This window comes from Janthinobacterium sp. FW305-129 (assembly GCF_020858115.1).
GTDB lineage: Bacteria > Pseudomonadota > Gammaproteobacteria > Burkholderiales > Burkholderiaceae_D > Janthinobacterium.
The window spans coordinates 460150-482548 of the sequence record NZ_JACYMM010000003.1 but is presented as its reverse complement, the minus strand read 5'-3'; the positions used below and the strand labels follow the sequence as shown (position 1 = coordinate 482548).

The window sequence follows — 22399 nt, the reverse complement described above, 5'->3', positions numbered from 1 at the left end:
TAAGCGGCCTGTGGAATCGGGTTGATGGTGCAGATTCCCATATAATAAGGGATTCAAATCAAAAAATCGCCTGTCAATGGTGCTTGCCCCTTCCAATTCATGAGCTGGTTTTCGGCCTCCCCCCCTTCGCAGCGCTGGGCTTTCGCCATCAGCGCGCTCGTCGCCGCCACGACGGTGCCTGTCCACGCCCAGAAAGCGCCGCGCCCGGTTCATGTGGAAGATCCCGACGCGCCTACCGTCATGACGGCGAACAGCATGAGCGGGCGGCCGGAAAGGGAGCTCAATCTCGATAAAAATGTCGTGATCGAGCGCGGAAAAACCACAAAAATGACGGCCGATACAGCTTGTTACAAACAAGTTGAAGATCAGTTCGATGCCGAAGGCCATATCAAGATGTGGCGTTTCGGCGATTACTACACGGGTGACGTCCTGAAGCTGAACATGGAGACCGGCAAGGGTTTCCTGCTCAATCCCACGTACCGCTTCGAATTGGGCGGCGGCCAGGGCAAGGCCGAGCGCATCGACTTCATCAACCCTGACGAAGCCAACGTCATCGATGGCACGTACAGTACCTGCGAAGGGCCGAATCCGGACTGGTACCTGAAATCGAGCACCTTGAACCTCGATGCGGGCCGCGACGTGGGCACCGGCAGCAAGACCATCATCTATTTCAAGGACGTGCCGATCCTGGGTACGCCGGGCATCTCGTTTTCGCTGTCGGGGGCACGCCGCTCGGGCTGGCTGGCGCCTACGCCGGGCTTTGCCTCGAAGAATGGTTTCGAGCTGCTGATGCCGTATTACCTGAACATCGCGCCGAACCGCGACCTGACCCTGTACCCGCGCTACATTCAGCGGCGCGGCATCCAGCTCGGTGCGACGGGCCGCTACATGGGCGAAACGGATGCCGGTTTGTACGGCGGTGAAACATCGTTTGAGTTCTTGCCTAACGACAAGCAAACCAAGACCAACCGCTACATGATCAAGTCCAAGCACGAGCAGGCACTGGCCAAGGGCTGGACTTACAGCTGGGATCTGCGCGAGGCGTCCGACAATAATTATCCGAACGATTTTTCGAAAACCGTCGCCACCGCCACCGAGCGCCAGTTGCTGCGCGAATTGCGCACCGATTACCGCACCGAGGACTGGAGCCTGACGGCGCGCGTGCAGAATTACCAGGTGCTGCAGGATCCCGACGCGGTCAACAATCCCAGCCTGACTGTCACGCGTCCGTATGACCGCTTGCCAGCGGTGAACTTCCACGCTGGCAAATACGATGTCTGGGGCGGCTTCGACTGGACCTTCGACGCGGAAGCGACGCGCTTCTCGCACCCGACCCTGGTGCAGGGTTCGCGCCTGGTGGCCGTGCCGCAAGTGAGTTTTCCCATCATGCGCCCTGGCTATTTCGTCACGCCCAAGCTGATGCTCAATGCCAGCGCGTATCAGCTCGATAATGACGCCAGGACCAAGGCGCTGTTCCCGTCGACCTCGTTTACGCGCGCCGTGCCGACCTTCTCGGTCGACAGCGGCCTGGTGTTTGAACGCGACACGAATCTGTTTGGTGCCAAGGGCGGTACGCAGACCCTGGAGCCGCGCCTGTTCTATGTCTACACGCCGTACCGCGACCAGTCGCAGTTTCCGAATTTCGATACGGCCGACGGCACGTTCAACCTGACGCAGATCTTCACGGAAAACCGTTTTGTCGGCAGCGACCGCATCGCCGATGCCAACCAGGTCACGGCGGCTGTCGTCTCGCGCTTCCTGCAGTCGGATGGCACCGAACGCATGCGCCTGACCTTCGGCCAGCGTTTCTATTTTGCCGACCAGCGCGTGCAGCTCAATTCGACCACGCCCGTGAACCAGTCGCGCTCGGATATCCTGCTGGCCGCGACGGGCCGCGTGTCCGAGACTTGGACCGTCGACAGCCTGGTGCAGTACAATCCCAGCGATCGCCGTTTGATGAGCTACAACTACAGCTTGCAATATCAGCCCGGTGCCAAGAAAGTATTGAATTTCAGCAATCGTTTCCAGCGTGGCAGTTTGCGCAATGCGGAAGTGTCGACGCAATGGCCGTTGACGGACCGCCTGTATGGCGTGGGCCGCATCAGTTACTCCTTGCTGGACCGACGCATGCTGGAAAGCCTGGTTGGCCTGGAATACAAGGGCGATTGCTGGGTCTTCCGCATGGGAGCACAGCGTTTCGTGACGACGGCCAATACTGTTTCGACGCCGATCTTCTTCCAGCTGGAATTGACGGGCTTGTCGAATGGCCTGGGTCTGGGCGCGAATGGCCTGGAAACTTTTACAAAAACCATCCCTGGTTACCAGACATTGAGCCAGCCACTCCGTTAAGATAGGCACCGTTGCCGCCGCCGGTGTTCCCGGCGCTGGCACAAACCGGTTTTTTTATTCACCTGAACTCATGAGCGCTCTACACATTATGCGTAATGCCAGTATGCACCAACTCAAAATTGCAACGGTTTTGTTGTGCGCCATTTCCGGCGCCACGACCAGTAGTGTCTGGGCGCAACAGGCTGCGCCAGCTCCTGCGGCCCAGCCCGCTGCCGCGGCCGCCGCGCCGGTCAAGGGGTTCACGCCACCGGCCTCGAGCAGTGGCCAGACCATCGACTCCATCGCTGTGGTCGTCAATGACGATGTGATTACGCGCAATGAAGTGGCGGCCCGCATCAAGAGCGTGGAGCAGCGCATGAAGGCGCAGAACGTGCCCTTGCCCGATCCTGCCGACCTGCGTCGTCAATTGCTGGAACGCATGATTGTTGAGCGCGCACAAATGCAGTTGGCCAAGGAAATGGGCGTCCGCGTGGATGACCTGACCCTGGATCGCGCGATCGGCCGTATTGCTGAACAGCAAAAAATGACGGTGCAAGAGTTGCGCAATCAGATGGAAAAAGAAGGCACGCCGTTTGCGACCTTCCGCGAAGAAATCCGCGACGAAATCATCATGCAGCGCCTGCGCGAGCATGAAGTCGACGCCAAGATCCAGATTTCCGATTCCGAAGTGGATAACTTCCTGGAAGCGGAAAAAGCGGCCGCCAGCGAACAGGTGGAACTGAACCTGGCGCAGATTCTCGTGCGCATCCCGGAAAATTCCAGCCCTGAACAGATCGCCGCGCGCCGCGCGCGCGCCGAAGAAGTCAGCCGCCAGCTGCGCACGGGCGCCGATTTCGCCAAGATGGCCGCCACCTATTCCGACGCCAGCGATGCGCTGAGCGGCGGCGATATCGGCTGGCGCCATAGCGACCGCGTGCCGCCCCTGTTCACGGAACAGTTGCTGAAATTGAAGCCGGGCCAGATCACGCCTATCATCAAGAGCAATACGGGTTTCCATATCCTGAAGCTGGTGGACCGCCGCAGCGCGGCCGAGGCGCAAGCCGTCGCTGCCGTGCAGCAGACGCATGCCCGCCACATCCTGCTGAAAATAACGCCGACCCTGTCGGCGGCCGAAGCCAAGCGCAAGTTGCTGGAACTGAAAGAGCGTCTCGATAACAAGGCCGCCAAGTTCGAAGACCTGGCCCGCTTGTTCTCGAACGACGGTTCGGCGGCCAAGGGCGGCGACCTGGGCTGGCTGTATCCAGGCGACACCGTGCCGGAATTCGAAACGGCGATGAATGCGCTGAAACCGGGCGAAGTGAGCCAGCCGATCGAATCGAGCTTTGGCTTCCACCTGATCGAAGTGCTGGAACGCAAGAGCGACGACGTTTCGAAAGAGAAACAGCGCGCCGCCGCACGCAATGCCTTGCGCGAACGCAAGCTGGAAGAAGCGACGGAAAACTGGGCGCGCGAAGTGCGCGACCGTGCCTACGTCGAATTCCGCGCGGACGACCAGTAATGCTGCTGATTCATTGCGCATGAGTAACTTGCCCCTTGCACGCCGCCCGGCCATCGCCATCACGTGCGGCGAACCGGCCGGTGTCGGCCCGGAAATCTCCATACGCGCGGCCTGGGCCATGCGCAATGAAGTCAACTGCATCCTGCTGGGCGACGCCGCCTTCCTGGCGCTGACGGCCAGCCTGATCGACCCGGACATCCGCCTGGCGGCACTGTCGCTGCAAGCCGTGCGCAACAGCGGCCTGCCCCAGTTCGGCCCCGGCCGCCTGGCCGTGATCGATATTCCCACCGTCAATAATGTCATCCCTGGCGTGCTGGACAAGGAAAACGGCCGTTCCGTGCTGGCCACCCTGGACGCGGCCGTGGAAGGCATAGCCGCCGGCTGGTTTGGCGCCATGGTCACGGCGCCCTTGCAAAAGAGCACGATCAACGACGCGGGCGTGGCTTTTTCCGGCCATACGGAATACCTGGCAGAAAAAACCGGCACGCCGCAAGTGGTCATGATGCTGGCCGGCGAACCGGGTCATGGCGAACCGACCCTGCGCGTGGCGCTGGCCACCACGCATCTGCCCTTGAAGGACGTGTCCGCTGCCATCACCATGGACAGCCTGGCCGTCACGCTCGATATCATTCAGCTTGATCTGCAACAGAAATTCGGCATCGCCGCGCCGCGCATCCTCGTTACCGGCCTGAACCCGCACGCGGGCGAAGGGGGGTATCTGGGACGCGAGGAAATCGATGTCATCGCGCCGGCCATTGCCGCGGCGCAAGCGCGCGGCATCGACGCGCGCGGACCGTACCCGGCCGACACCCTGTTCCAGCATAAATATCTGGCCGATGCCGATTGCGTGCTGGCCATGTACCACGACCAGGGCTTGCCCGTGCTGAAATACGCGACCTTCGGGCGCGGCATCAATGTCACCTTGGGCTTGCCGCTGATACGCACCTCGGTCGACCACGGCACGGCGCTGGACCTGGCTGCGCAGGGCCTCGGCCTGGCCGATTGCCACAGCATGGAGCAGGCGCTGCAAACGGCGCTCGGCATGCTGCGCGCCAGTACCCGCGCCTGATATCCACCGGTCTTACCCCGCTACACCGCCTCTAGAATAGAAAAACAGAATATGAAACACGTTGCCCGCAAACGCTTTGGCCAGAACTTCCTGCATGACCGCTTCGTCCTCGACGACATCACGGCCGCCATCGCGCCGCAGGCGGACGATGCAATGGTCGAGATCGGCCCCGGCCTGGGCGCCATGACGGAGCAGCTGCTGCGCCATTTGAAACAGATGCATGTGGTCGAGCTGGACCGCGACCTGATCGTGCGCCTGGAAAAGACCTTCAATCCGGCCAAGCTGACGATCCACTCGGGCGACGCGCTGAAGTTTGATTTCGCGCAAATTCCCGTGCCGGCCGGCCAGAAGCTGCGCATCGTGGGCAACTTGCCGTATAACATTTCCAGCCCGCTGCTGTTCCACCTGGCGGACTTCGCCCCGCTGGTGCAGGATCAGCATTTCATGTTGCAAAAGGAAGTCGTCGAACGCATGGTGGCCGAACCGGGCAGCAAGGCGTATGGCCGTTTGTCCGTGATGCTGCAATGGCGCTATGACATGTCGCTGCTGTTCATCGTGCCGCCGACGGCCTTCGACCCGCCGCCGAAAGTGGAATCGGCCATCGTGCGCATGATTCCCGTGGCCGAGCGCCTCGCTTGCGACCAGGCGACCCTGGAAGCGGTGGTCATGAAGGCTTTCTCGCAGCGCCGCAAGGTAATCCGCAACTGCCTGGCCGGGATGTTTACGGAAGAGCAGATCAAGGCGGCCGGCATCGACCCGACCCTGCGTCCGGAAACCGTGGGGCTGGAGCAGTATGTGGCGCTGGCAAATCTGTTGAAGGCGCCCGCCTAAGCCCCAGGTTTAACTTAAAACCACTGGTCGACCTGCTGCAGATCCTGCCGCAGGGCCGAAAAACAGTCGTCCACATGGTGGTTGCGGCTGATTTCATTGCGCCGCATCAAGGCGATCTTGCGCTTGCACGTGGGCTGGCGCAGCGGTGCCACGTGCAAGTCCTCGTCATTGAGGAAGGTCGTGTACAGGCTGGGCATGATGCCCACGGCGATGCCGGCGCGCACCACGCCATACAGCGACTCGCTGTGTATCATCTGGTACAGGTTTGAGGGGCTCAGGCCATGCTGGCGCAGCGCGCTCGAGGCGAACTCCCAGATGCTGCCCTTGGTAAACACGACGATTTCCTGGCCCGCCAATTGCTCCCAGCGCACTTCCTTGAGCGGCGCCAGCGCATGGCGTCCCGCCGTCACCAGCACCAGCTCGTCTTCGAACAGGCCCACGCTTTCCAGCGAGACGGAACCGGGCACCTCGATGCCCACGCAAAAGTCCAGCTGGCCCGAATGCAGCGCGTGCAGCAAGCCGTCGTTGGGCATGTCCGACAGGACGATTTCCACTTCATCGCCATGTTGCTCGCAGTAGCGCGCCACCACGACGGCCGTCATCGCCATGGCCGAGGGGATGGCGCCGATGCGGATGCGATGCCGGCCGCTGCCGATGGCGCGCTGGATATCGGCAAAGGTATTGCTGGCCGTATTCAATAAATGCGTGGCGTATTCGAGCGCCAGCTTGCCTTCGCGCGTCAATTCCAGCTGGTGGGTTGTGCGGTTAAACAACTTTTTTCCCAGTTGATTTTCCAGCAGCTTGATCGATGCGCTGAGGGCCGGCTGGGTCACGCACAATTCCTGTGCAGCCTTGCTGAAGCTGTTTACCCGGGCTAGGGTAGCAAACGCTTGCAAATGTCGTAAGGAAATTTTCTTGCTCAGTTCATGCATGGGCGTTGCTTATTAGAAAAAGTAATGGATTTATAAAAATAAACAAATTTTCTTATCCCGCAATTTACCATATTCTGGACTGGTCTTTACTTGTCTTGAAAGCAACAATCTTCAGGGGAAGCGCCTGGAATGCGGCGCCGGCCCTGGCGGCGGTGCATCAGGCAAGGGACGCAGCAATAAAATAATTCCAAAAAAACTCAGGGTTTCTTCTTTTTAGGGTGGCGGCGATGAACAAATGGATGACGGGAACGATGGTAGTGGGGGGCTTGCTGGCGGCGCAGGGCGCGGCGCAGGCGCAAAGCAGCGTGCAAGTGTATGGCTTGCTGTCGGCCGGTATCGGCTATGTGTCGGACGAGGGTAACGGCAGCCGCACGCATGCGCTGAGCGGCACGAACCAGAATCCCCGCATCGGTTTCCGCGGCCAGGAAGACCTGGGCGACGGCACCAAGGCCATCTTCGTGCTGGAAAACGGTTTTAATGTGATGACGGGCACGGCATCGCAAAGCGGCCGCCTGTTTGGCCGCCAGTCGTATGTGGGCCTGTCCAGCAACGACAAGGGTACGCTCACCCTGGGCCGCCAGTACGAAGCCGTCAAGGACTTGCTGGGCCCGGTGGTCATCGCCAGTAACGGCGTGCACATCGGCGACAACGACAATGGCTACAACAACCTGCGCGTGCAAAATGCCGTCAAGTACGTCAGCCCGAACATCAGCAACCTGTCGTTCACGGGCTTGTATGGTTTCAGCGAGAACCCGGAAGACTCGAACCGCAACCGCGTCTACAGCATGGGCGCCGGCTACAAGGTCGATGCCTTCAGCTGGGCCGTCGCCTACACCAAGATGGACCGTCCGAACAGCCCCGATGCGCCGAATGGCGCCATCGGCAATGACTATGCCAGTTCCCTGTTGATTTTCAACAAGAGCGCCGTCAAGGGCGCGGGCGTGGACAGCCAGGCCATCGCCGGCACGGGAGGCTTTTATAATGTGGGCAAGACCAAGTTTGGCGCGCTGTACACCAATGTGCGCTACCACTACCTGGATCAAAGCAATCTGACCCTGCAAAACGTGGACTTGAACGTGAATCACAAGCTGACGGAAGCGCTGAACCTGGGCGCGTCGTATTTCTTTACCACCGGAAAATATGACGTGATCAACAAGACGCCGAAATGGCATCAGGTCAACTTCCAGGCCGATTACTTCCTGTCCAAGCGCACCGACGTCGCCGTCACCTGGAGCTACCAGAAAGCGGCCGGCGATGCGACGTTCGCCCGCGTGTTCGGCTTCGGCGCCTCGGGCGGCAAGACGCAAAGCGTCCTGATCGTCGGCATGCGACATTATTTCTGATTCTGATTCATCTTTACAGGCGCTGTCCCGCAGCGCCGCCCCCTGAAAGGAAGCATCTTGAAAAAGCACCTCATGTTGGCGTTGAGCCTAGGCTTGCTGGCTAACGCCGCCCACGCGGAAAAACGCGAGCTGGTCATTTCGGCCTACCCGATTGCCCAGCCCTTGTTCATGAAGTATGTGTACGAGCCGTTCAAGGCCAAATGCGGGTGCGATATCAAGGTGGAAACGGGGAATAACGCGGACCGCATCGCCAAGCTGGTGGTGCACGCCAAGAACCCGGTGATCGACCTGGTGCTGCTGTCCGATTCCGGCATGCTGGAAGCGGCACAGAAGGGCGTGATCCAGCCCATGGATTACTCCAAATTGAGCAATTACAAGGCCCTGTACGACGTGGCGAAAAACCCCGTCGGCGGCAACTTCGCCGTCGGCTACACGCTGTACTCGGTCGGCCTGGTGTACCGCAGCGACAAGATCGCCCCGCTGACGTCCTGGAAGGACCTGTGGCGCCCCGAACTGAAGGGCCGCGTGGCCTTCCCCGACGTGAGCACCACGCAGGGCCCCTTGATGCTGCGCATGGCCGATGCGGCCTGGGGCGGCAAGACGGACGACTACGCCACGGGTTTTGCCAAGATCGTCGGCATGAAGGGCAACGTCGTCACGTTCTCGAAAAACAGCGCGCAGCTGGCCGCATTGTTCGCGCAGGATGAAATCTGGGCCGCGCCCGTGGCGCGTTTTACCTGGTCGCAAATGCTCAAGACGGGCCTGCCCCTGAAATGGAGCATCCCGGCCGAAGGCCAGGCGGCCGGCATGAACGTGATGGGCATCGTTGCCGGTTCGAAGAATGCGGACCTGGCCTATCAGCTGATGGATTTCTGGCTGTCCAAGGAAGTGCAGACGCAGCTGGCGACCAACCTGGTCGACTCGCCCGTCAACAAGGACGTGCGCCTGTCCGTGGCGGCCGCGCAATTCAACACCTATGGCGCCGACCAGATCAGCTCGCTGAAATTCGTCAAACCGGAAACCATCATCAAGCAGCGCAGCAACTGGATGACGCAGTGGAACAAGGCCATGAGCAAATAGTGGTGACGAGGAGAAAACACCATGTTTGCTGATCCAAAAAAGCGCCTGGGACTGCTGCTGGTCCTGCCGGCGCTGATCTTTATCGTCGTCTGCTTCCTGCTGCCCGTGCTGGCCTTGCTGGTCGACGCCTTCCGCGTCGGCGACGGCATGCAGTGGGGTGTCGACCGCTTCATTGAATTCTTTTCGCAGGAATTCAACCGCACCATCTTCTGGCGCACCCTGCGCATCGCCGCGCTGGTGACGCTCGCTTCCGTCATCCTCGGCTACCCGGCCGCGCAAGCCGTGGCGCGCGTGTCGCCGAAGTGGCGCGGGCTGGTGGTCGGCATGATGATCCTGCCGCTGATGGTTTCGCCGATTGCGCGTACCTACGCCTGGATCGTCTTGCTGGGCCGTAACGGCGCCGTCAACGCGGCGCTCGTCAACATGGGTTTCACGGAAGAGCCGCTGCGTTTGCTGTTCAGCGAATTTGCCGTGTTTGTCGGCCTGCTGCAACTGCTGCTGCCCTTGATGCTGATGTCGCTGGCGGGCGCGCTGGAAAACCTGCCGCGCGACGTGGAACCGGCCGCGGCGACTTTGGGCGCGAATCCCTGGCAAGTGTTCTGCAAGGTCACCCTGCCGCTGACGCAGGAAGGCCTGGTGGTCGGCGGCACCCTGGTGTTTACGGGCTGCGTGACGGCCTACGTGACGCCGGCCCTGCTGGGCGGCACCAAGGTGCTGATGCTGGAAACGCTGCTGTACCAGAAGGTCAGCGTGGAAAGCGATTTCGGCGCGGCCAACGTCATCGCCGTCATCCTCGTCTGCATGACTTTGCTGGTGAATGCCGGCCTTAAACGTATTTCCTCGAGCCGGAGTTCCGTATGAAAGAAAGTGTCTTCTCGCGTGCCGTCCTGTGGCTCGTGTTCCTGTTCCTGCTGGGGCCTTTCGCCATCGTCGTGCTGGCCGGTTTTAGCGGCGGCGAAACGCTGGCGTTCCCGCCCGAGTCGTATTCGCTGCGCTGGATCCTCGAAGTGTGGTCTGCGCCCGAGTTCCGCCGCGCCTTCCAGACCAGCCTGGAAATCGGCCTGATTGCCACCGTCATCGCGCTGTTGCTGGGCATTCCCGTCGCGTATGCGTTTTCGCGCATGCCGCCGCCCGGCATCGGCGCCATCCGGCAAATCCTGACGTCGCCGCTGATCATTCCCGCCATCCTCGTGGGCCTGGGCTTGCTGCACCACCTGGTCCTGACGATCAATGCGCCCGTCTACGTGGGCCTGCTGATCGGCCATATCGCGCTGCTGATTCCGTACTCGGTGCGCGTCGTGTACGCCAGCCTGGTGAACCTGCGCGTGGATATCGAGGATGCCGCCATCACGCTGGGCGCGTCGCGCCTGCGCGCCTTCTTCATGATCGTGCTGCCGAATATCCGCAACGCCGTGATCGCCGCCTTCTTCCTCGCCTTCGTCACCTCGTTCAACCAGGTACCCGTCTCGCTGTTCCTGACGGGCCCCGGCATCAGCACCTTGCCGATCGAGATGCTGGGGCATATGGAAAACAGCTTCGATCCGTCGATCGCTGCCCTGTCGACCTTGCTGGTCTTGTTCACCATGGCCTTCGTGATGGTGACCGAGAAGGTGCTGGGCATTTCTAAATACATGTAAGAGGCAATACACGATGAGTTATCTGGAACTGCACAAGCTGAACCTCGGCTACGCCAAGAACACGACGTCCGTGAAAGACCTGGACCTGCACGTCGAGCAGGGTGAACTGATTTCCTTGCTGGGCCCCAGCGGCTGCGGCAAGACCACCACCATGCGCGCCATCGCCGGCCTGATGCCGCTGCAGTCGGGCCGCATCGTGCTCGACGGCCGCGAAATCGGCAAGCTGGCGCCGAACAAGCGCAATATCGGCATGGTGTTCCAGTCGTATGCCTTGTTCCCGCACTTGAATGTATACGACAACATCGCTTTCGGCTTGCGCCTGCGCAAGGTCGCGCCAGCTTTGTTGAAAACCAAGGTCGAAGCCGTGATCGCCGCCGTCGGCCTGACCGGTTTTGAAACGCGCTTGCCGGCACAGATGTCCGGTGGCCAGCAGCAGCGCGTGGCGCTGGCGCGCGCCATCGTCGTCGAGCCGGCCCTGCTGCTGCTCGACGAGCCGCTGTCGAACCTGGACGCCAAGCTGCGCGTGCAGATGCGCGCCGAGCTGCGCCGCATCCAGCGCGAACTGGGCATCACCATGCTGTACGTGACGCATGACCAGGAAGAAGCGCTGGCCCTGTCCGACCGCATCGTCGTCATGAACGGCGGGCGCATCGAGCAGCTGGCCGCGCCGGAAGCCGTCTTCAATACCCCGTCGACGCGCTTCGTTGCCAACTTCATGGGCTTCGAGAACCTGTTCGACTACCGCGACGGCGCGCTGCACCACGCGGGTGCCAGCCTGCCATACACGTCCCCTGTCGCGGCCGGCACCACGGTGCTGGGCTGGCGTCCGGACAAGGTGCGCGTCTGCGGCGCCGACGACGCGGCAGGCCAGTACCCTGGCACCGTGCTGGCGCGCGGCTTCCTGGGCGACACCGTCGAATACCTGCTGCAAACCCCGCTGGGCCAGGTCAAGGGCATTTGCGCGGCCGGCGGCGCCGCCTGGCGCGAAGGCACTGCCGTGTCGTTCGTGCTGCCGTCCGACAGCGCCCTGTGCCTGGCCGCCTAACCTCGACTGGAAACCACCATGACCCAAGCCTTGAAAAAGATCTGGCTCGACACCGATCCCGGTTTCGACGACTGGCTGACGATGTTGCTGCTGGGCAGCAATCCCGACATCGAGTGGCTGGGCGTGAGCGTGGTGGCGGGCAATGCGCCCGTCGACATCACCTACGACAATGCCTTGCGCATCAAGGCCCATGACGGTTTGACGGTGCCCATCTACCGCGGCTGCGAAGAACCGCTGGCCGGCGTCATCGAAACGGCGCAGCGCATCCTCGGCGACAGCGGCATGCCGACGACGGGCGACATCCTGCCGCCTGGCGCCGCCAGTGACGCTGCCGGCCACGCCGTCGACGCGCTGATCGCCGCCGTGCGCGCCAACCCGGGCCAGATCACCATCATGGCGATCGCGCCGATGACGAACCTGGCGACCGCCTTGACGCGCGCCCCCGATATCGCGGAAAAAATCGTCGAAATCATCCTGATGGGCGGCTCCACCGACCAGGGCAACCATACGGCGGCGGCCGAATTCAATATCTACGCGGACCCGGAAGCGGCCGCCCAAGTCTTCCAGGCCGGCATCCCGCTGCGCATGTTCGGCCTGAACCTGTGCCGCCAGCTCCTGGTGACGAATGCGGAAGTGGCACGCCTGCGCGCCATCGCCACGCCGCGCGCCCTGCGTCTGGCCGGCTACCTGGAAGCGTACGTGCGCATCCGCAGCAGCGACGGCTCCGTGCCCATGCCCATGTACGACCCGGTGGTGGCCCTGTACCTGGAAGCGCCGCAGCTGTTCCAGTTCCAGAGCGCCCACGTGGCCATCGAATTGACGGGCGAACTGACGCGCGGCATGACGGTGTGCGAATTCCGCGTGCCGCGCCGCGCCGCCATCAACACGCAGGTGGCGATGCTGGCCGATGGCCCGGCCGCCATCGAGCGCCTGATGCGCCGCCTGGCCGCCATTCTCGTCTGACCTTTTATCCACTAACGAAGCGAGCTTCATGAGTAACCCTGCCGACACCCTGCCTGCCCTGAGCATCGAACAGTTTTTACGCGCCATGCCCAAGGTGGAACTGCATTGCCACCTGTTCGGCACGGTGCGCCAGGCTACTTTCCGCGCGCTGGCCGCCAAGACGGGCAATGTCGTCACTCCCGAGGAAATCGACGCGTTTTACACGCGCGGCGACAAGCCCGTCGGCGTGCTGCGCGTGCTGCGCGCGCTCGACGCGCACCTGATCGTCTCGCCGACGGACCTGTATTGCCTCGCCTATGAATACCTGGAAGACGTGCATGGCCACGGCGTGCGCTATGCGGAGTTCTTCTGGAACCCCACCGGCACCGTGCGCGTCTCGGGCATCCGTTACGAATCGGCGCAGGACGCCATCGTGGCCGCCATCCGCGACGCGCAGCGCGACTTCGGCGTGATCGGCCGCCTGATCCCCAGCATCGACCGCGAAGCCGCTCCTGCCGAAGCCGTGCAGATGGTGGAATGGATGAAGGCCTACCGCGCGCCGGAAGTGATCGGCATCGGCATCGACTACCGCGAAAACGACCGCCCGCCCGAGCTCTTCATCGAGGCCTACCGCGCCGCGCGCGCCGCCGGCTTCAAATGCACGGCCCATGCGGGCGAGTTCGGCATGCCGTGGATGAACGTGGCGACGGCCATCGAACAACTGCAGGTGGACCGGGTCGACCACGGCTACACGATTGTTGATAATCCTCAACTGGCGCAGCGCTGCGTGGAGCGCGGCCTGGTGTTTACCGTGGTGCCGACCAATTCGTACTATCTGCGCACTCTGGCGCCCGAGCGCTGGGCGCTCGACCACCCGATCCGCGCCATGGCCAAGCTGGGCCTGAAGCTGCATCCGAACACGGACGACCCGACCCTGCACCACGTGACGCCGACGGGCGCCTGGATGATGATGCGCGAATTCGGCTTCGGCCTCGATGACATGCGCGGCTTCATGTTGAATGGCCTGGACGCGGCCTGGATCGACGAATCCACGCGGCGCGACTGGCGCGCGGAATTTGCGCGCGAATTCGACGCGCTGCGCGCAAGAGTCGCCGAGTAAATCAGGCCGACGCCGGTGGAGGGGCCAGCAGCGACGGAAACGCCCGCTGCGGGCAGCTTTGGCGCTCGCACACCTTGCAGCCCGTGCCGATGGGCGTGGCGCTGCTGGGATCGTGCAAATCGAGTCCCTTCGAATAGATCAGCCGGTGCGCCTGCGAGATGTCGCAGCCCAGCGCCACGGCGAAGGTCTTGCCCGGTGCGCGGAAGCCCGGCGACGCCGTGCTGACCTGGCGCGCGATCCATAAATATGTGCAGCCGTCGGGCATGCTGGCCACTTGCGTCAGTACCTGGCCCGGATGGCTGAAGGCGTCGTAGACGATCCACAACGGACACGTGCCGCCCACTCTTGAAAAGTGAAAATCCGTGGCCGACTGGCGCTTCGAGACATTGCCTGCGCGGTCGACGCGCACGAAGAAAAACGGCAGTCCCGCCGCCTCGGGGCGCTGCATGGTGCTCAAACGGTGGCACACGGCTTCAAAACCCACGCCGAACTGGTGCGCCAGGCGCTCGATATCGTAGGCACGCGTTTCCGCCGCCTGTAAAAAACGCTGGTAGGGCATCAAGAGGGCGCCGGCGAAATAATTGGAAAAGGCCAGGCGCGCCCCCGTCTGCGCGGCCGCGCCCGAGAGTCCCGCCGCCAGCACCAGGGCGTCGATCAAGTCGCTGTGCTCGAGCAGGCTGATTTGCGCCGCCATCTGGAAGGCGCGCTGGCCACCTGTCAGGGTGTCGGGCAAAAACAGGATATGTTGTTGCGCATCGTAGCGGTGCTTGCGCACCATGCCCGCGTCGCCATCGGACAAGCGCACCTGGATGCCGTGGCGCTCCAGCAAGCGCCCTTGCAGCGCGTCGAGCGTGCGCAGGGACGGATCGAGTTCGCCTGCCACCAGCTCGGCCGCCCGGTCCAGCTCATCGATGTAGTTTTGCCGCCGGTTCAGGTATTCGCGCACTTCCTCGTCCGTGGACGGCGCAGCCGAGCTGGCGCCGCGGCTGCCGTCGTCGAGGCGCGCGGCCAGCGTATCGGCCCGCTCCGCCATCACGCGGTAGCGCCGCTGCAGGAGCAGGATCGAGCGCGCCAGTTCCGGCATGTTTTCCACCAGCATTTTCAATTCCGCCATCGAGGTGGGCGGCGCGTCGGGCAATTCGCCGAACACGTCGCGCACGTCGGCCACCAGGCTGGCGCTGTCGTGTTCGGAAAAGATTTGCGGATCGACCCCGAGAACACTGCCGATGCGCAATAAAATCGGCACCGTCAGCGGGCGCTGGTTGCGCTCCATCTGGTTCAGGTAGCTGGGCGAGATGCCCAGGGCCTTGGCCAGCGCCACCTGCGTCATGCGCCGTTCCTCGCGCAGGCGCTGCAGGCGCACGCCCATGAAAACCTTTGCCATCGCGTTTCCTCTTCCCCGTTTGTGGAATCTGCAAATTTACAATCTTTGCAGATTAACAGATTCAGCTTTGCATTATCTCGCATTTTCACGCCTTGTTCGCAGCGCGGATTGTGCGAATAATGCAAACAGACCTATACCCCAACGAGGAGACACCGAGTGACCACGCAAACCACAATTCCGACCGTTCCACTGTTGATCAATGGCGAATGGGTTGAATCCCAAACCACCGTCTGGCGCGATGTCGTCAACCCCGCCACGCAGGAAGTACTGGCCAAGGTGCCGTTCGCCACGCCGGAGGAAGTGAACGCGGCCATCGCCTCGGCCCAGCGCGCCTTCAAAACCTGGCGCAAGACGCCGATCGGCGCCCGTGCTCGCATCTTCCTGAAATTGCAGCAGTTGATCCGCGAAAACATGGCCGACCTGGCCGCCACTCTGACGATGGAACAGGGCAAGACCCTGCTGGACGCGGAAGGCGACGTGTTCCGCGGCCTGGAAGTGGTGGAACATGCCGCCAATATCGGCACCCTGCAAATGGGCGAATACGCGCAGAACGTGGCCGGCGGCGTCGACACTTACAGCGTGATGCAGCCGCTGGGCGTGTGCGCCGGTATTACCCCGTTCAACTTCCCCGCCATGATTCCGCTGTGGATGTTCCCGATGGCGATTGCCTGTGGCAATACTTTCGTGCTGAAACCATCGGAGCAAGACCCGCTCGTGACGGAAAAACTCGTGCGCCTGGCCTTGCAGGCGGGCATCCCGGCCGGCGTGCTGAACGTCATTCATGGCGGCGAAGACGTCGTCAACGCCCTGTGCGACCACCCGGACATCAAGGCGATCTCGTTTGTCGGCTCCAGCAAGGTGGGCACGCATGTGTACCAGCGCGCCAGCCTGAACGGCAAGCGCGCGCAATGCATGATGGGCGCCAAGAACCACGCCGTCGTCTTGCCTGATGCAAATAAAGAACAGACCCTGAACCAGTTGCTGGGCGCGGGTTTCGGCGCGGCCGGCCAGCGCTGCATGGCTGCCTCCGTCGCCGTGCTGGTGGGCGCAGCGCGCGAGTGGCTGCCGGAATTGTCCGCCAAGGCGCAAACCCTGACGGTGGGCGCGGGCAAGGACAATCCTGACCTGGGCCCCGTGATTTCCTGCGCGGCAAAAGAGCGCGTGCATAGCCTCGTCGCCAAAGGCATCGAGCAGGGGGCCGTGCTGACCCTCGATGGCCGCGACGTGAAGGTCGATGGCTATCCAAACGGCAACTTCGTCGGCCCGACGATCTTGTCCGGCGTCAAACCCGGCATGGTCGTATATGACCAGGAAATCTTTGGCCCCGTCCTGATCGTCGTCGAAGTCGACACGCTCGATGAAGCGATTGCCCTGGTGAATGCGAATCCGAACGGCAACGGCACGGCCCTGTTCACGCAGAGCGGCGCGGCCGCGCGCTATTTCCAGGAAGAAATCGACGTGGGCCAGGTCGGCATCAACGTGCCGATTCCCGTGCCTGTTCCCCTGTTCAGCTTTACGGGTTCGCGCGGCTCCAAGCTGGGCGACCTGGGTCCGTTCGGCAAGCAAGTCGTGCTGTTCTACACGCAGACGCAGACGATCACCCAGCGCTGGTTTACGGATGCGGCGTCGGTGGGCAAGGTCAACACCACCATCAGCCTCAAGTAAGGAGCTGCCATGGACTTTGAATTGAGCGACGAACAGCGCGAGTTCCAGCAGGCGGCGCGCGCGTTTGCCGAAGGCGAACTGGCGCCGCACGCGGCCCATTGGGACGCGGAATCGATCTTTCCCGTGGAAACCATCGCCAAGGCGGGCGAGATGGGCTTTTGCGGCCTGTACACGCCGCAGCGCTGGGGCGGCCTGGGCCTGTCGCGCCAGGACGCGGCCATCGTCTTCGAGGAGCTGGCCGGCGGCTGCACTTCGACCACGGCCTACATCACGATCCACAACATGGCCACCTGGATGCTGTCGCGCTGGGGGCAGGAAGCCCTGTGCGACGAATGGGTGCCAGCGCTGGCCGCCGGCCAGAAACTGGCCAGCTATTGCCTGACGGAACCGCAGTCCGGTTCGGACGCGGCATCGTTGCGCACGAAAGCCGTCAAGGATGGCGACTTTTATGTGCTCGACGGTACGAAAGCGTTTATCTCGGGCGCGGGCCAGACGGACATGCTGATCGTCATGGCGAGAACCGGCGGCGAGGGCGCGGCCGGTATTTCCGCCTTTGCCGTGCCGGCGAACTTGCCAGGCATCGTGTACGGCAAGAAAGAAGAAAAGATGGGCTGGAACAGCCAGCCCACGCGCATTATCAGCTTCGACCAGGTAAAAGTGCCTGTCGGTAACTTGCTGGGAGCGGAAGGCGAAGGCTTTGCCATCGCCATGAAGGGCATCGATGGCGGGCGCATCAATATCGCCGTGTGCTCGGTGGGCACGGCGCAGGCGGCCCTCACGCGCGCGCAAACGTATATGAAGGAGCGCACGCAGTTCGGCCGCGAGCTGGCCCAGTTCCAGGCCCTGCAATTCAAGCTGGCCGACATGCTGACGGAACTGGTGGCGGCACGCCAGATGGTGCGCCTGGCGGCCTGGAAACTCGACCAGGAAAGCCCGGATGCGACGGCGTATTGCGCCATGGCAAAACGTTTCGCCACGGATGTGGGTTTTAATGTCGCCAACGATGCGCTGCAATTGCATGGCGGCTACGGCTACATCCGCGAGTACCCGCTCGAGCGCCACGTGCGCGACACGCGGGTACACCAGATCCTGGAAGGGACGAATGAAATCATGCGCCTGATCGTCGCGCGAGCGATTCTGAAAGATGGCGCCACGGAGACCTTACGATGACTAAAGTGTATACCAATCTGCTGCTGGAGCGCCGTGGCCATACGGCCCTGGTGACCCTCGACAACCCGCCCGCCCATACCTGGACCCTGGCCAGCCTGAACGCGCTGAAAGAGCTGGTGGCCGACCTGAATGCGGACGCCGACGTGTACGCGCTGGTGATCACGGGCGGCGGCGCCAAGTTCTTTTCGGCCGGCGCCGACCTGAACGTGTTTGCCGACGGCAACAAGGACACGGCGTTCGCCATGGCCGCCGCCTTTGGCGAGGCCTTCGAGGCGCTGTCCGCGTTTCGCGGCGTCAGCATCGCCGCCATCAATGGCTACGCCATGGGCGGCGGGCTCGAATGCGCGCTCGCTTGCGACATCCGCATTGCCGAGGAACACGCGCAGATGGCCTTGCCGGAAGCCTCCGTCGGCTTGCTGCCGTGCGCGGGCGGCACGCAGCATTTGCCGTGGCTGGTGGGCGAAGGCTGGGCCAAACGCATGATTTTGTGCGGCGAGCGGGTCGACGCGGCCAAGGCCCTGGCCATCGGCCTCGTCGAGGAGGTCGTGCCAACCGGCAAGGCTGCCGCCACGGCGCTGGCCCTGGCCGCCAAGGTGGCGCGCCAAAGCCCCAGCAGCGTGACGGCGTGCAAGACCCTGATCCAGGGCGCTCGCAGCCATCCGCTCGTCGATTCCCTGCCCGATGAACGCACCCTGTTCCTGGGCTTGTTCGATACGCAAGACCAGAAAGAGGGCGTGCAGGCGTTCCTGGAAAAACGTCCGGCGGAGTGGAAGAATGGCTGAGACCGTTAATATTGTTGAAACTGTGAAAATCGAGGAACGCGACTGTCCCGGCGGCATGAAGCTGGGCGTCATCACCCTCGACGCGCCAAAGTCCTTGCATGCGCTGACCCTGGACATGATACGCGCCATCGATGGCGCCCTCGTGCGCTGGGCCAGTGACTCTGCCATCGCCTGCGTGGTGCTGCAATCGTCGACGGACAAGGCCTTTTGCGCGGGCGGCGACGTGCGCAGCCTGCGCACGGCCATCGTCGAGCAGCCCGGTGTCGTGCCGAACCCGCAAGCGCTGGCCTTCTTTGCCGAGGAATACCGGCTCGACCACCGCATCCATACGTATGCGAAACCGCTGCTGGTATGGGGCGGCGGCATCGTCATGGGCGGCGGTCTGGGCCTGATGGCCGGTGCCAGCCACCGTGTCGTGACGGAAAGTACACGCATCGCCATGCCGGAAATCACCATCGGCCTGTTCCCAGACGTGGGCGGCAGCTGGTTCCTGGGCCGCATGCCGGGCCGCAGCGGCCTGTTCCTGGGCTTGACGGGTGCACCGATGAACGCGGCCGACGCGCTGTTTACGGGCCTGGGCGACTATTTCCTGCGCCAGGAAGAGCGCGCCATGGTGCTCGACGCGCTGGCGCTGGCGCAATGGCAAGCTGGTCCGCAGGCGAACCACCAGCAGCTGAACCGCCTGCTGCGCGGCTTCTCGGCTCCCGCATCCATGTTGCCCGTCTCCGAAGTGCGCGCCAACTTCGACGCCATCGCCGCGCTGACGCAAGCGCCCACTTTGCCCGAAGTGGTGGCCGCCATCGCCGCGTATGACGGCGACTCGGCCTGGCTGCAAAAGGCGGCCCACTCGCTGGACAAGGGCGCGCCCACTTCGGCCGCCCTGGTGTGGGGCATGCGCGAACGCACGCGGCATCTGAGCCTGGCGCAAGTGTTCCAGCTGGAACTCATTGTCGCCGTGCAATGTTGCGCCCATGCAGACTTCAGCGAAGGCGTGCGCGCCTTGCTGATCGACAAGGACAACACGCCGCAATGGCAGCCGGCCAGCCTGGCCGAGGTCAGCGCAGCGTATCTGGATGAATATTTCAATGCGCCGTGGAGCACGCATCCTTTGGCGGATCTGCATTAAAAGAACAACAGGAGATTTTTACCATGCAACATATCGCTTTTATCGGCTTGGGCAACATGGGCGCGCCGATGGCCCGCAACCTGGTGGCCGCCGGCTTCCACGTGTCCGTGTTCGACCTGGCGCCGGCGGCCGTGGCGTCGCTGGTCGAGGCAGGCGCCACGGCGGCCGCATCCGCCAGCGCGGCCGTGCAGACGGCGGACGCGGTCATCACCATGCTGCCAGCCAACAAGCACGTGCAGGAACTGTACCTGGCGGCCGGCGGCGTGCTGGACTCGGCCAAGCCGGGCGCCCTGTTCATCGATTGCAGCACCATCGCCGCCGACGTGGCGCGCCAGGTGGCGCAGGCGGCCAGCGAGCGCGGCTTTGCCATGATCGATGCGCCCGTCTCGGGCGGCACGGCGGGCGCGGCGGCCGGCACCCTGACCTTCATCGTCGGCGGCAGCGAAGCGGCCTTGCAGCAGGCGCGGCCCCTGCTGGAAAAGATGGGCAAGAATATCTTCCATGCGGGCGAGGCGGGCGCGGGCCAGGTGGCGAAGATTTGCAACAACATGCTGCTGGGCATTCTGATGGCGGGCACGGCCGAGGCGCTGAACCTGGGCGTGGCGCATGGCCTCGATCCGAAAGTGTTGTCCGACATCATGGCCAAGAGCTCGGGCCGCAACTGGACCCTGGAAGTGTATAACCCGTGGCCCGGTGTCATGGATGGCACGCCCGCGTCGCGCAATTACACAGGCGGCTTCGGCACGGCGCTGATGCTGAAGGATCTGGGCCTGGCGCAGCAGTCTGCCTTGTCGGCGAATGCGCCCACGCCCCTGGGCGGGCTGGTGCGGCAGCTGTACCAGATGCATGCGCAAGCCGGCTATGCGCAGCAGGATTTCTCCAGCATCGTGCAGATGCTGCAGCCGGGCTTGAATAAACCCGTTTGAGGAATTCTGGGCAAAAAAAAGCCCGCTGGTAAAAGCGGGCTAAATCCAATTCTTGGAAGAGTTGGAGGAGACAGATGCATTATGCTGCATCGCCACATATAACTCCAATTTATCTTTGGAATATCAACTATAGATTTCCATGATATCTCTTCCCGGTAGCCGCGCAGCGGCTACCGTTGCCGCAACTTAGGCCGGATTGCAGACGATCTTCACCGTCGTCACATTCGCTTCGCCCATGGTGCCTTTTTCTGTACCTGGCACCAGGTCGCACTTCAGCCCCTTAGGCTGGGTTTCGGAGACGCTGATGCCATAGGTCTCGCCATAGGCGACGGAGCCGTTCATGGTAAAGGTCGTGGCGTCCTTGGCCACCGTTGTTGTCGTACTGCCGTTAATCAGCACCAGGCCCTCAACGGTCAGGCCGGAAATCGTGCCGCCCACGGTATATCGGTTTTGCGAGCAAGTAACAGCGGCGCTGATATTGATGTAATGACCAGCCGACCCGGAACCACCGCTGATGCCGCAAGTCATGTGGGCCGGTTGTTGCTTGAAGGTGATGTTGTACTCGGTGCCGTAGTCGATGCGCTTTTTAAAGGTAAACGAGGTCTTGCCGGCTTCAATCGAGAGGTCCTCGCCGCCATTGGCCAGGATCAGTCCTTCATTGTTCAAGCCGGAGATCGTGCCGCTGACATCGTACGAGGCCTTGCCGCCGCAAGCGGCCAGTCCCAGGGTCAGCAGCAGTGCGGCCAGTGGGCGCAAGCAGGATAACTTCATGTAATTCTCCAAAAAATAGGTGACGGATCGCAAGGATTACTGCGGCGTGCAGTCAAGTGTGGCCGCGGTCGTGGCGGCAGAACCCATCGTGCCGACCGTATCGCTGGCGTCGGCACTCTTTGAACCCTGGAAGCGGCACGTCAGGCCAGTTGGCTGAGTCAGTATGGAAATACCATATGCGGCGCCGTCATTAACGCTGAATTCGTAGGTGGTGGCGCCAGTCAGTGGGCTGATGCCGTTGGGGCCCATTACCAGGCGCAAGCCGTCGGCGCTCAAGCCCGTGATGGCGCCTTTCAGCGGGTAGGAGTTGGTCTTGCAGCTTACGACTGCCGTGCTCACGGAATAGCTCGATGCCTTGCCGACGCCATTGGCAATGGTGCAAACGGCGCCCTTGGGCTGTTCCGCGATGGTGATGTCGTAGCGGTCATCGGTCTTGAGCAGCTTGGTGAAAACAAACTGGCCCTGACCCGCGGGGATTGCCAAGCGTTCCCCGTCATTCACGAGAATCAGGCCGTTCTTGGCCAGGTCGCTCACTGTGCCTTGCAGATACAGGTTGCCGCCGCTGCCGCCGCAGGCTGCCAGTGTGACGGCGCAAGCCGCCGCCAGCATCGAGCGCAGGTACAAATTTTTCATACATTCTCCAAAACGAATTAGGTTGGGTAGCGCAACGCGGACGCTGGCGCCGCATTGGAATGGCGCCTATTTTAGTCTATCTGGCAAGCTGGATGA

The 22399-nt window shown here is 62.5% G+C and carries 20 protein-coding genes; 16 read left to right on the top strand and 4 right to left on the bottom strand.

Annotation, left to right across the window (positions count from 1 at the left end):
* Positions 1-99 precede the first annotated feature (99 nt).
* From IGS61_RS08535 to rsmA, 4 genes are all read left to right on the top strand, one after another.
* Complete coding sequence (locus IGS61_RS08535; RefSeq protein ID WP_230539185.1) at positions 100-2349, top strand: LPS-assembly protein LptD; 2250 nt, start codon at positions 100-102, stop codon at positions 2347-2349.
* A 103-nt stretch (positions 2350-2452) separates the two neighbouring features.
* Positions 2453-3847, top strand: a complete 1395-nt coding sequence (locus IGS61_RS08530) for a peptidylprolyl isomerase (protein ID WP_230539184.1) — start codon at positions 2453-2455, stop codon at positions 3845-3847.
* A 19-nt stretch (positions 3848-3866) separates the two neighbouring features.
* Positions 3867-4916 carry a 4-hydroxythreonine-4-phosphate dehydrogenase PdxA gene (pdxA, locus tag IGS61_RS08525; protein WP_230539183.1) on the top strand — a complete coding sequence of 350 codons (1050 nt, stop codon included), beginning with the start codon at positions 3867-3869 and terminating at the stop codon, positions 4914-4916.
* A gap of 51 nt (positions 4917-4967) precedes the next feature.
* The gene (gene rsmA, locus IGS61_RS08520; RefSeq protein ID WP_076573213.1) at positions 4968-5747 is read left to right on the top strand and encodes a 16S rRNA (adenine(1518)-N(6)/adenine(1519)-N(6))-dimethyltransferase RsmA; all 780 of its coding nucleotides are present in this window, start codon (positions 4968-4970) and stop codon (positions 5745-5747) included.
* A 14-nt stretch (positions 5748-5761) separates the two neighbouring features.
* Here the strand turns inward: rsmA and IGS61_RS08515 are convergent, their stop codons facing one another.
* Positions 5762-6679 carry a LysR family transcriptional regulator gene (locus IGS61_RS08515; RefSeq protein ID WP_230539182.1) on the bottom strand — a complete coding sequence of 306 codons (918 nt, stop codon included), beginning with the start codon at positions 6677-6679 and terminating at the stop codon, positions 5762-5764.
* A 227-nt stretch (positions 6680-6906) separates the two neighbouring features.
* Here IGS61_RS08515 and IGS61_RS08510 point away from each other — a divergent pair, with 227 nt between their 5' ends.
* Genes IGS61_RS08510 through IGS61_RS08480 form a run of 7 tightly spaced genes read left to right on the top strand, consistent with a single transcriptional unit; the run spans position 6907 to position 13846 of the window.
* On the top strand, positions 6907-8022 hold the full coding sequence (locus tag IGS61_RS08510) for a porin (RefSeq protein WP_230539181.1): 1116 nt from the start codon (positions 6907-6909) through the stop codon (positions 8020-8022).
* Positions 8023-8079: 57 nt separating this feature from the next.
* Positions 8080-9102, top strand: coding sequence for an ABC transporter substrate-binding protein (locus IGS61_RS08505; protein ID WP_230539180.1), 1023 nt, complete (start codon positions 8080-8082; stop codon positions 9100-9102).
* Positions 9103-9123: 21 nt separating this feature from the next.
* Positions 9124-9963: an ABC transporter permease gene (locus tag IGS61_RS08500; protein ID WP_230539179.1), complete on the top strand. Its 840-nt coding sequence runs from the start codon at positions 9124-9126 to the stop codon at positions 9961-9963.
* The gene (locus IGS61_RS08495; protein WP_230539178.1) at positions 9960-10739 is read left to right on the top strand and encodes an ABC transporter permease; all 780 of its coding nucleotides are present in this window, start codon (positions 9960-9962) and stop codon (positions 10737-10739) included. The genes IGS61_RS08500 and IGS61_RS08495 overlap by 4 nt, the downstream gene beginning before the upstream one ends.
* Before the next feature lie 13 nt (positions 10740-10752).
* Positions 10753-11784 (top strand): ABC transporter ATP-binding protein, encoded by a 1032-nt coding sequence (locus tag IGS61_RS08490; RefSeq protein ID WP_230539177.1) that lies wholly within the window; start codon positions 10753-10755, stop codon positions 11782-11784.
* Positions 11785-11802: 18 nt separating this feature from the next.
* Complete coding sequence (locus IGS61_RS08485; protein ID WP_230539176.1) at positions 11803-12747, top strand: nucleoside hydrolase; 945 nt, start codon at positions 11803-11805, stop codon at positions 12745-12747.
* A gap of 28 nt (positions 12748-12775) precedes the next feature.
* Positions 12776-13846, top strand: coding sequence for an adenosine deaminase family protein (locus IGS61_RS08480; protein WP_230539175.1), 1071 nt, complete (start codon positions 12776-12778; stop codon positions 13844-13846).
* A 1-nt stretch (position 13847) separates the two neighbouring features.
* Here IGS61_RS08480 and IGS61_RS08475 read toward each other — a convergent pair whose 3' ends face one another.
* Entirely contained in the window at positions 13848-15230 is a 1383-nt protein-coding gene (locus IGS61_RS08475; RefSeq protein WP_230539174.1) for a short-chain fatty acyl-CoA regulator family protein, read from the bottom strand.
* A gap of 156 nt (positions 15231-15386) precedes the next feature.
* Between IGS61_RS08475 and IGS61_RS08470 the strand changes: the two genes are divergently transcribed.
* From IGS61_RS08470 to mmsB, 5 genes are read left to right on the top strand one after another with little or no spacing between them, the layout of a single operon-like run.
* A complete protein-coding gene (locus tag IGS61_RS08470; RefSeq protein ID WP_230539173.1) occupies positions 15387-16895 on the top strand; it encodes a CoA-acylating methylmalonate-semialdehyde dehydrogenase in 1509 nt (502 codons plus the stop codon).
* 9 nt (positions 16896-16904) lie between these two features.
* Positions 16905-18065 carry an acyl-CoA dehydrogenase family protein gene (locus tag IGS61_RS08465; RefSeq protein WP_077408783.1) on the top strand — a complete coding sequence of 387 codons (1161 nt, stop codon included), beginning with the start codon at positions 16905-16907 and terminating at the stop codon, positions 18063-18065.
* Positions 18062-18847 carry an enoyl-CoA hydratase gene (locus IGS61_RS08460; RefSeq protein ID WP_230539172.1) on the top strand — a complete coding sequence of 262 codons (786 nt, stop codon included), beginning with the start codon at positions 18062-18064 and terminating at the stop codon, positions 18845-18847. Before IGS61_RS08465 ends, IGS61_RS08460 begins: the two co-directional genes overlap by 4 nt.
* The gene (locus IGS61_RS08455) at positions 18840-19973 is read left to right on the top strand and encodes an enoyl-CoA hydratase/isomerase family protein (protein WP_230539171.1); all 1134 of its coding nucleotides are present in this window, start codon (positions 18840-18842) and stop codon (positions 19971-19973) included. The genes IGS61_RS08460 and IGS61_RS08455 overlap by 8 nt, the downstream gene beginning before the upstream one ends.
* Positions 19974-19996: 23 nt before the next feature.
* Positions 19997-20899, top strand: a complete 903-nt coding sequence (gene mmsB / locus IGS61_RS08450) for a 3-hydroxyisobutyrate dehydrogenase (protein WP_230539170.1) — start codon at positions 19997-19999, stop codon at positions 20897-20899.
* 186 nt (positions 20900-21085) lie between these two features.
* Here mmsB and IGS61_RS08445 read toward each other — a convergent pair whose 3' ends face one another.
* Both IGS61_RS08445 and IGS61_RS08440 read right to left on the bottom strand, forming a co-directional pair.
* Entirely contained in the window at positions 21086-21670 is a 585-nt protein-coding gene (locus tag IGS61_RS08445; protein ID WP_230539169.1) for a hypothetical protein, read from the bottom strand.
* Between the two features lie 36 nt (positions 21671-21706).
* Entirely contained in the window at positions 21707-22303 is a 597-nt protein-coding gene (locus IGS61_RS08440; protein WP_230539168.1) for a hypothetical protein, read from the bottom strand.
* Between the last annotated feature and the right edge of the window lie 96 nt (positions 22304-22399).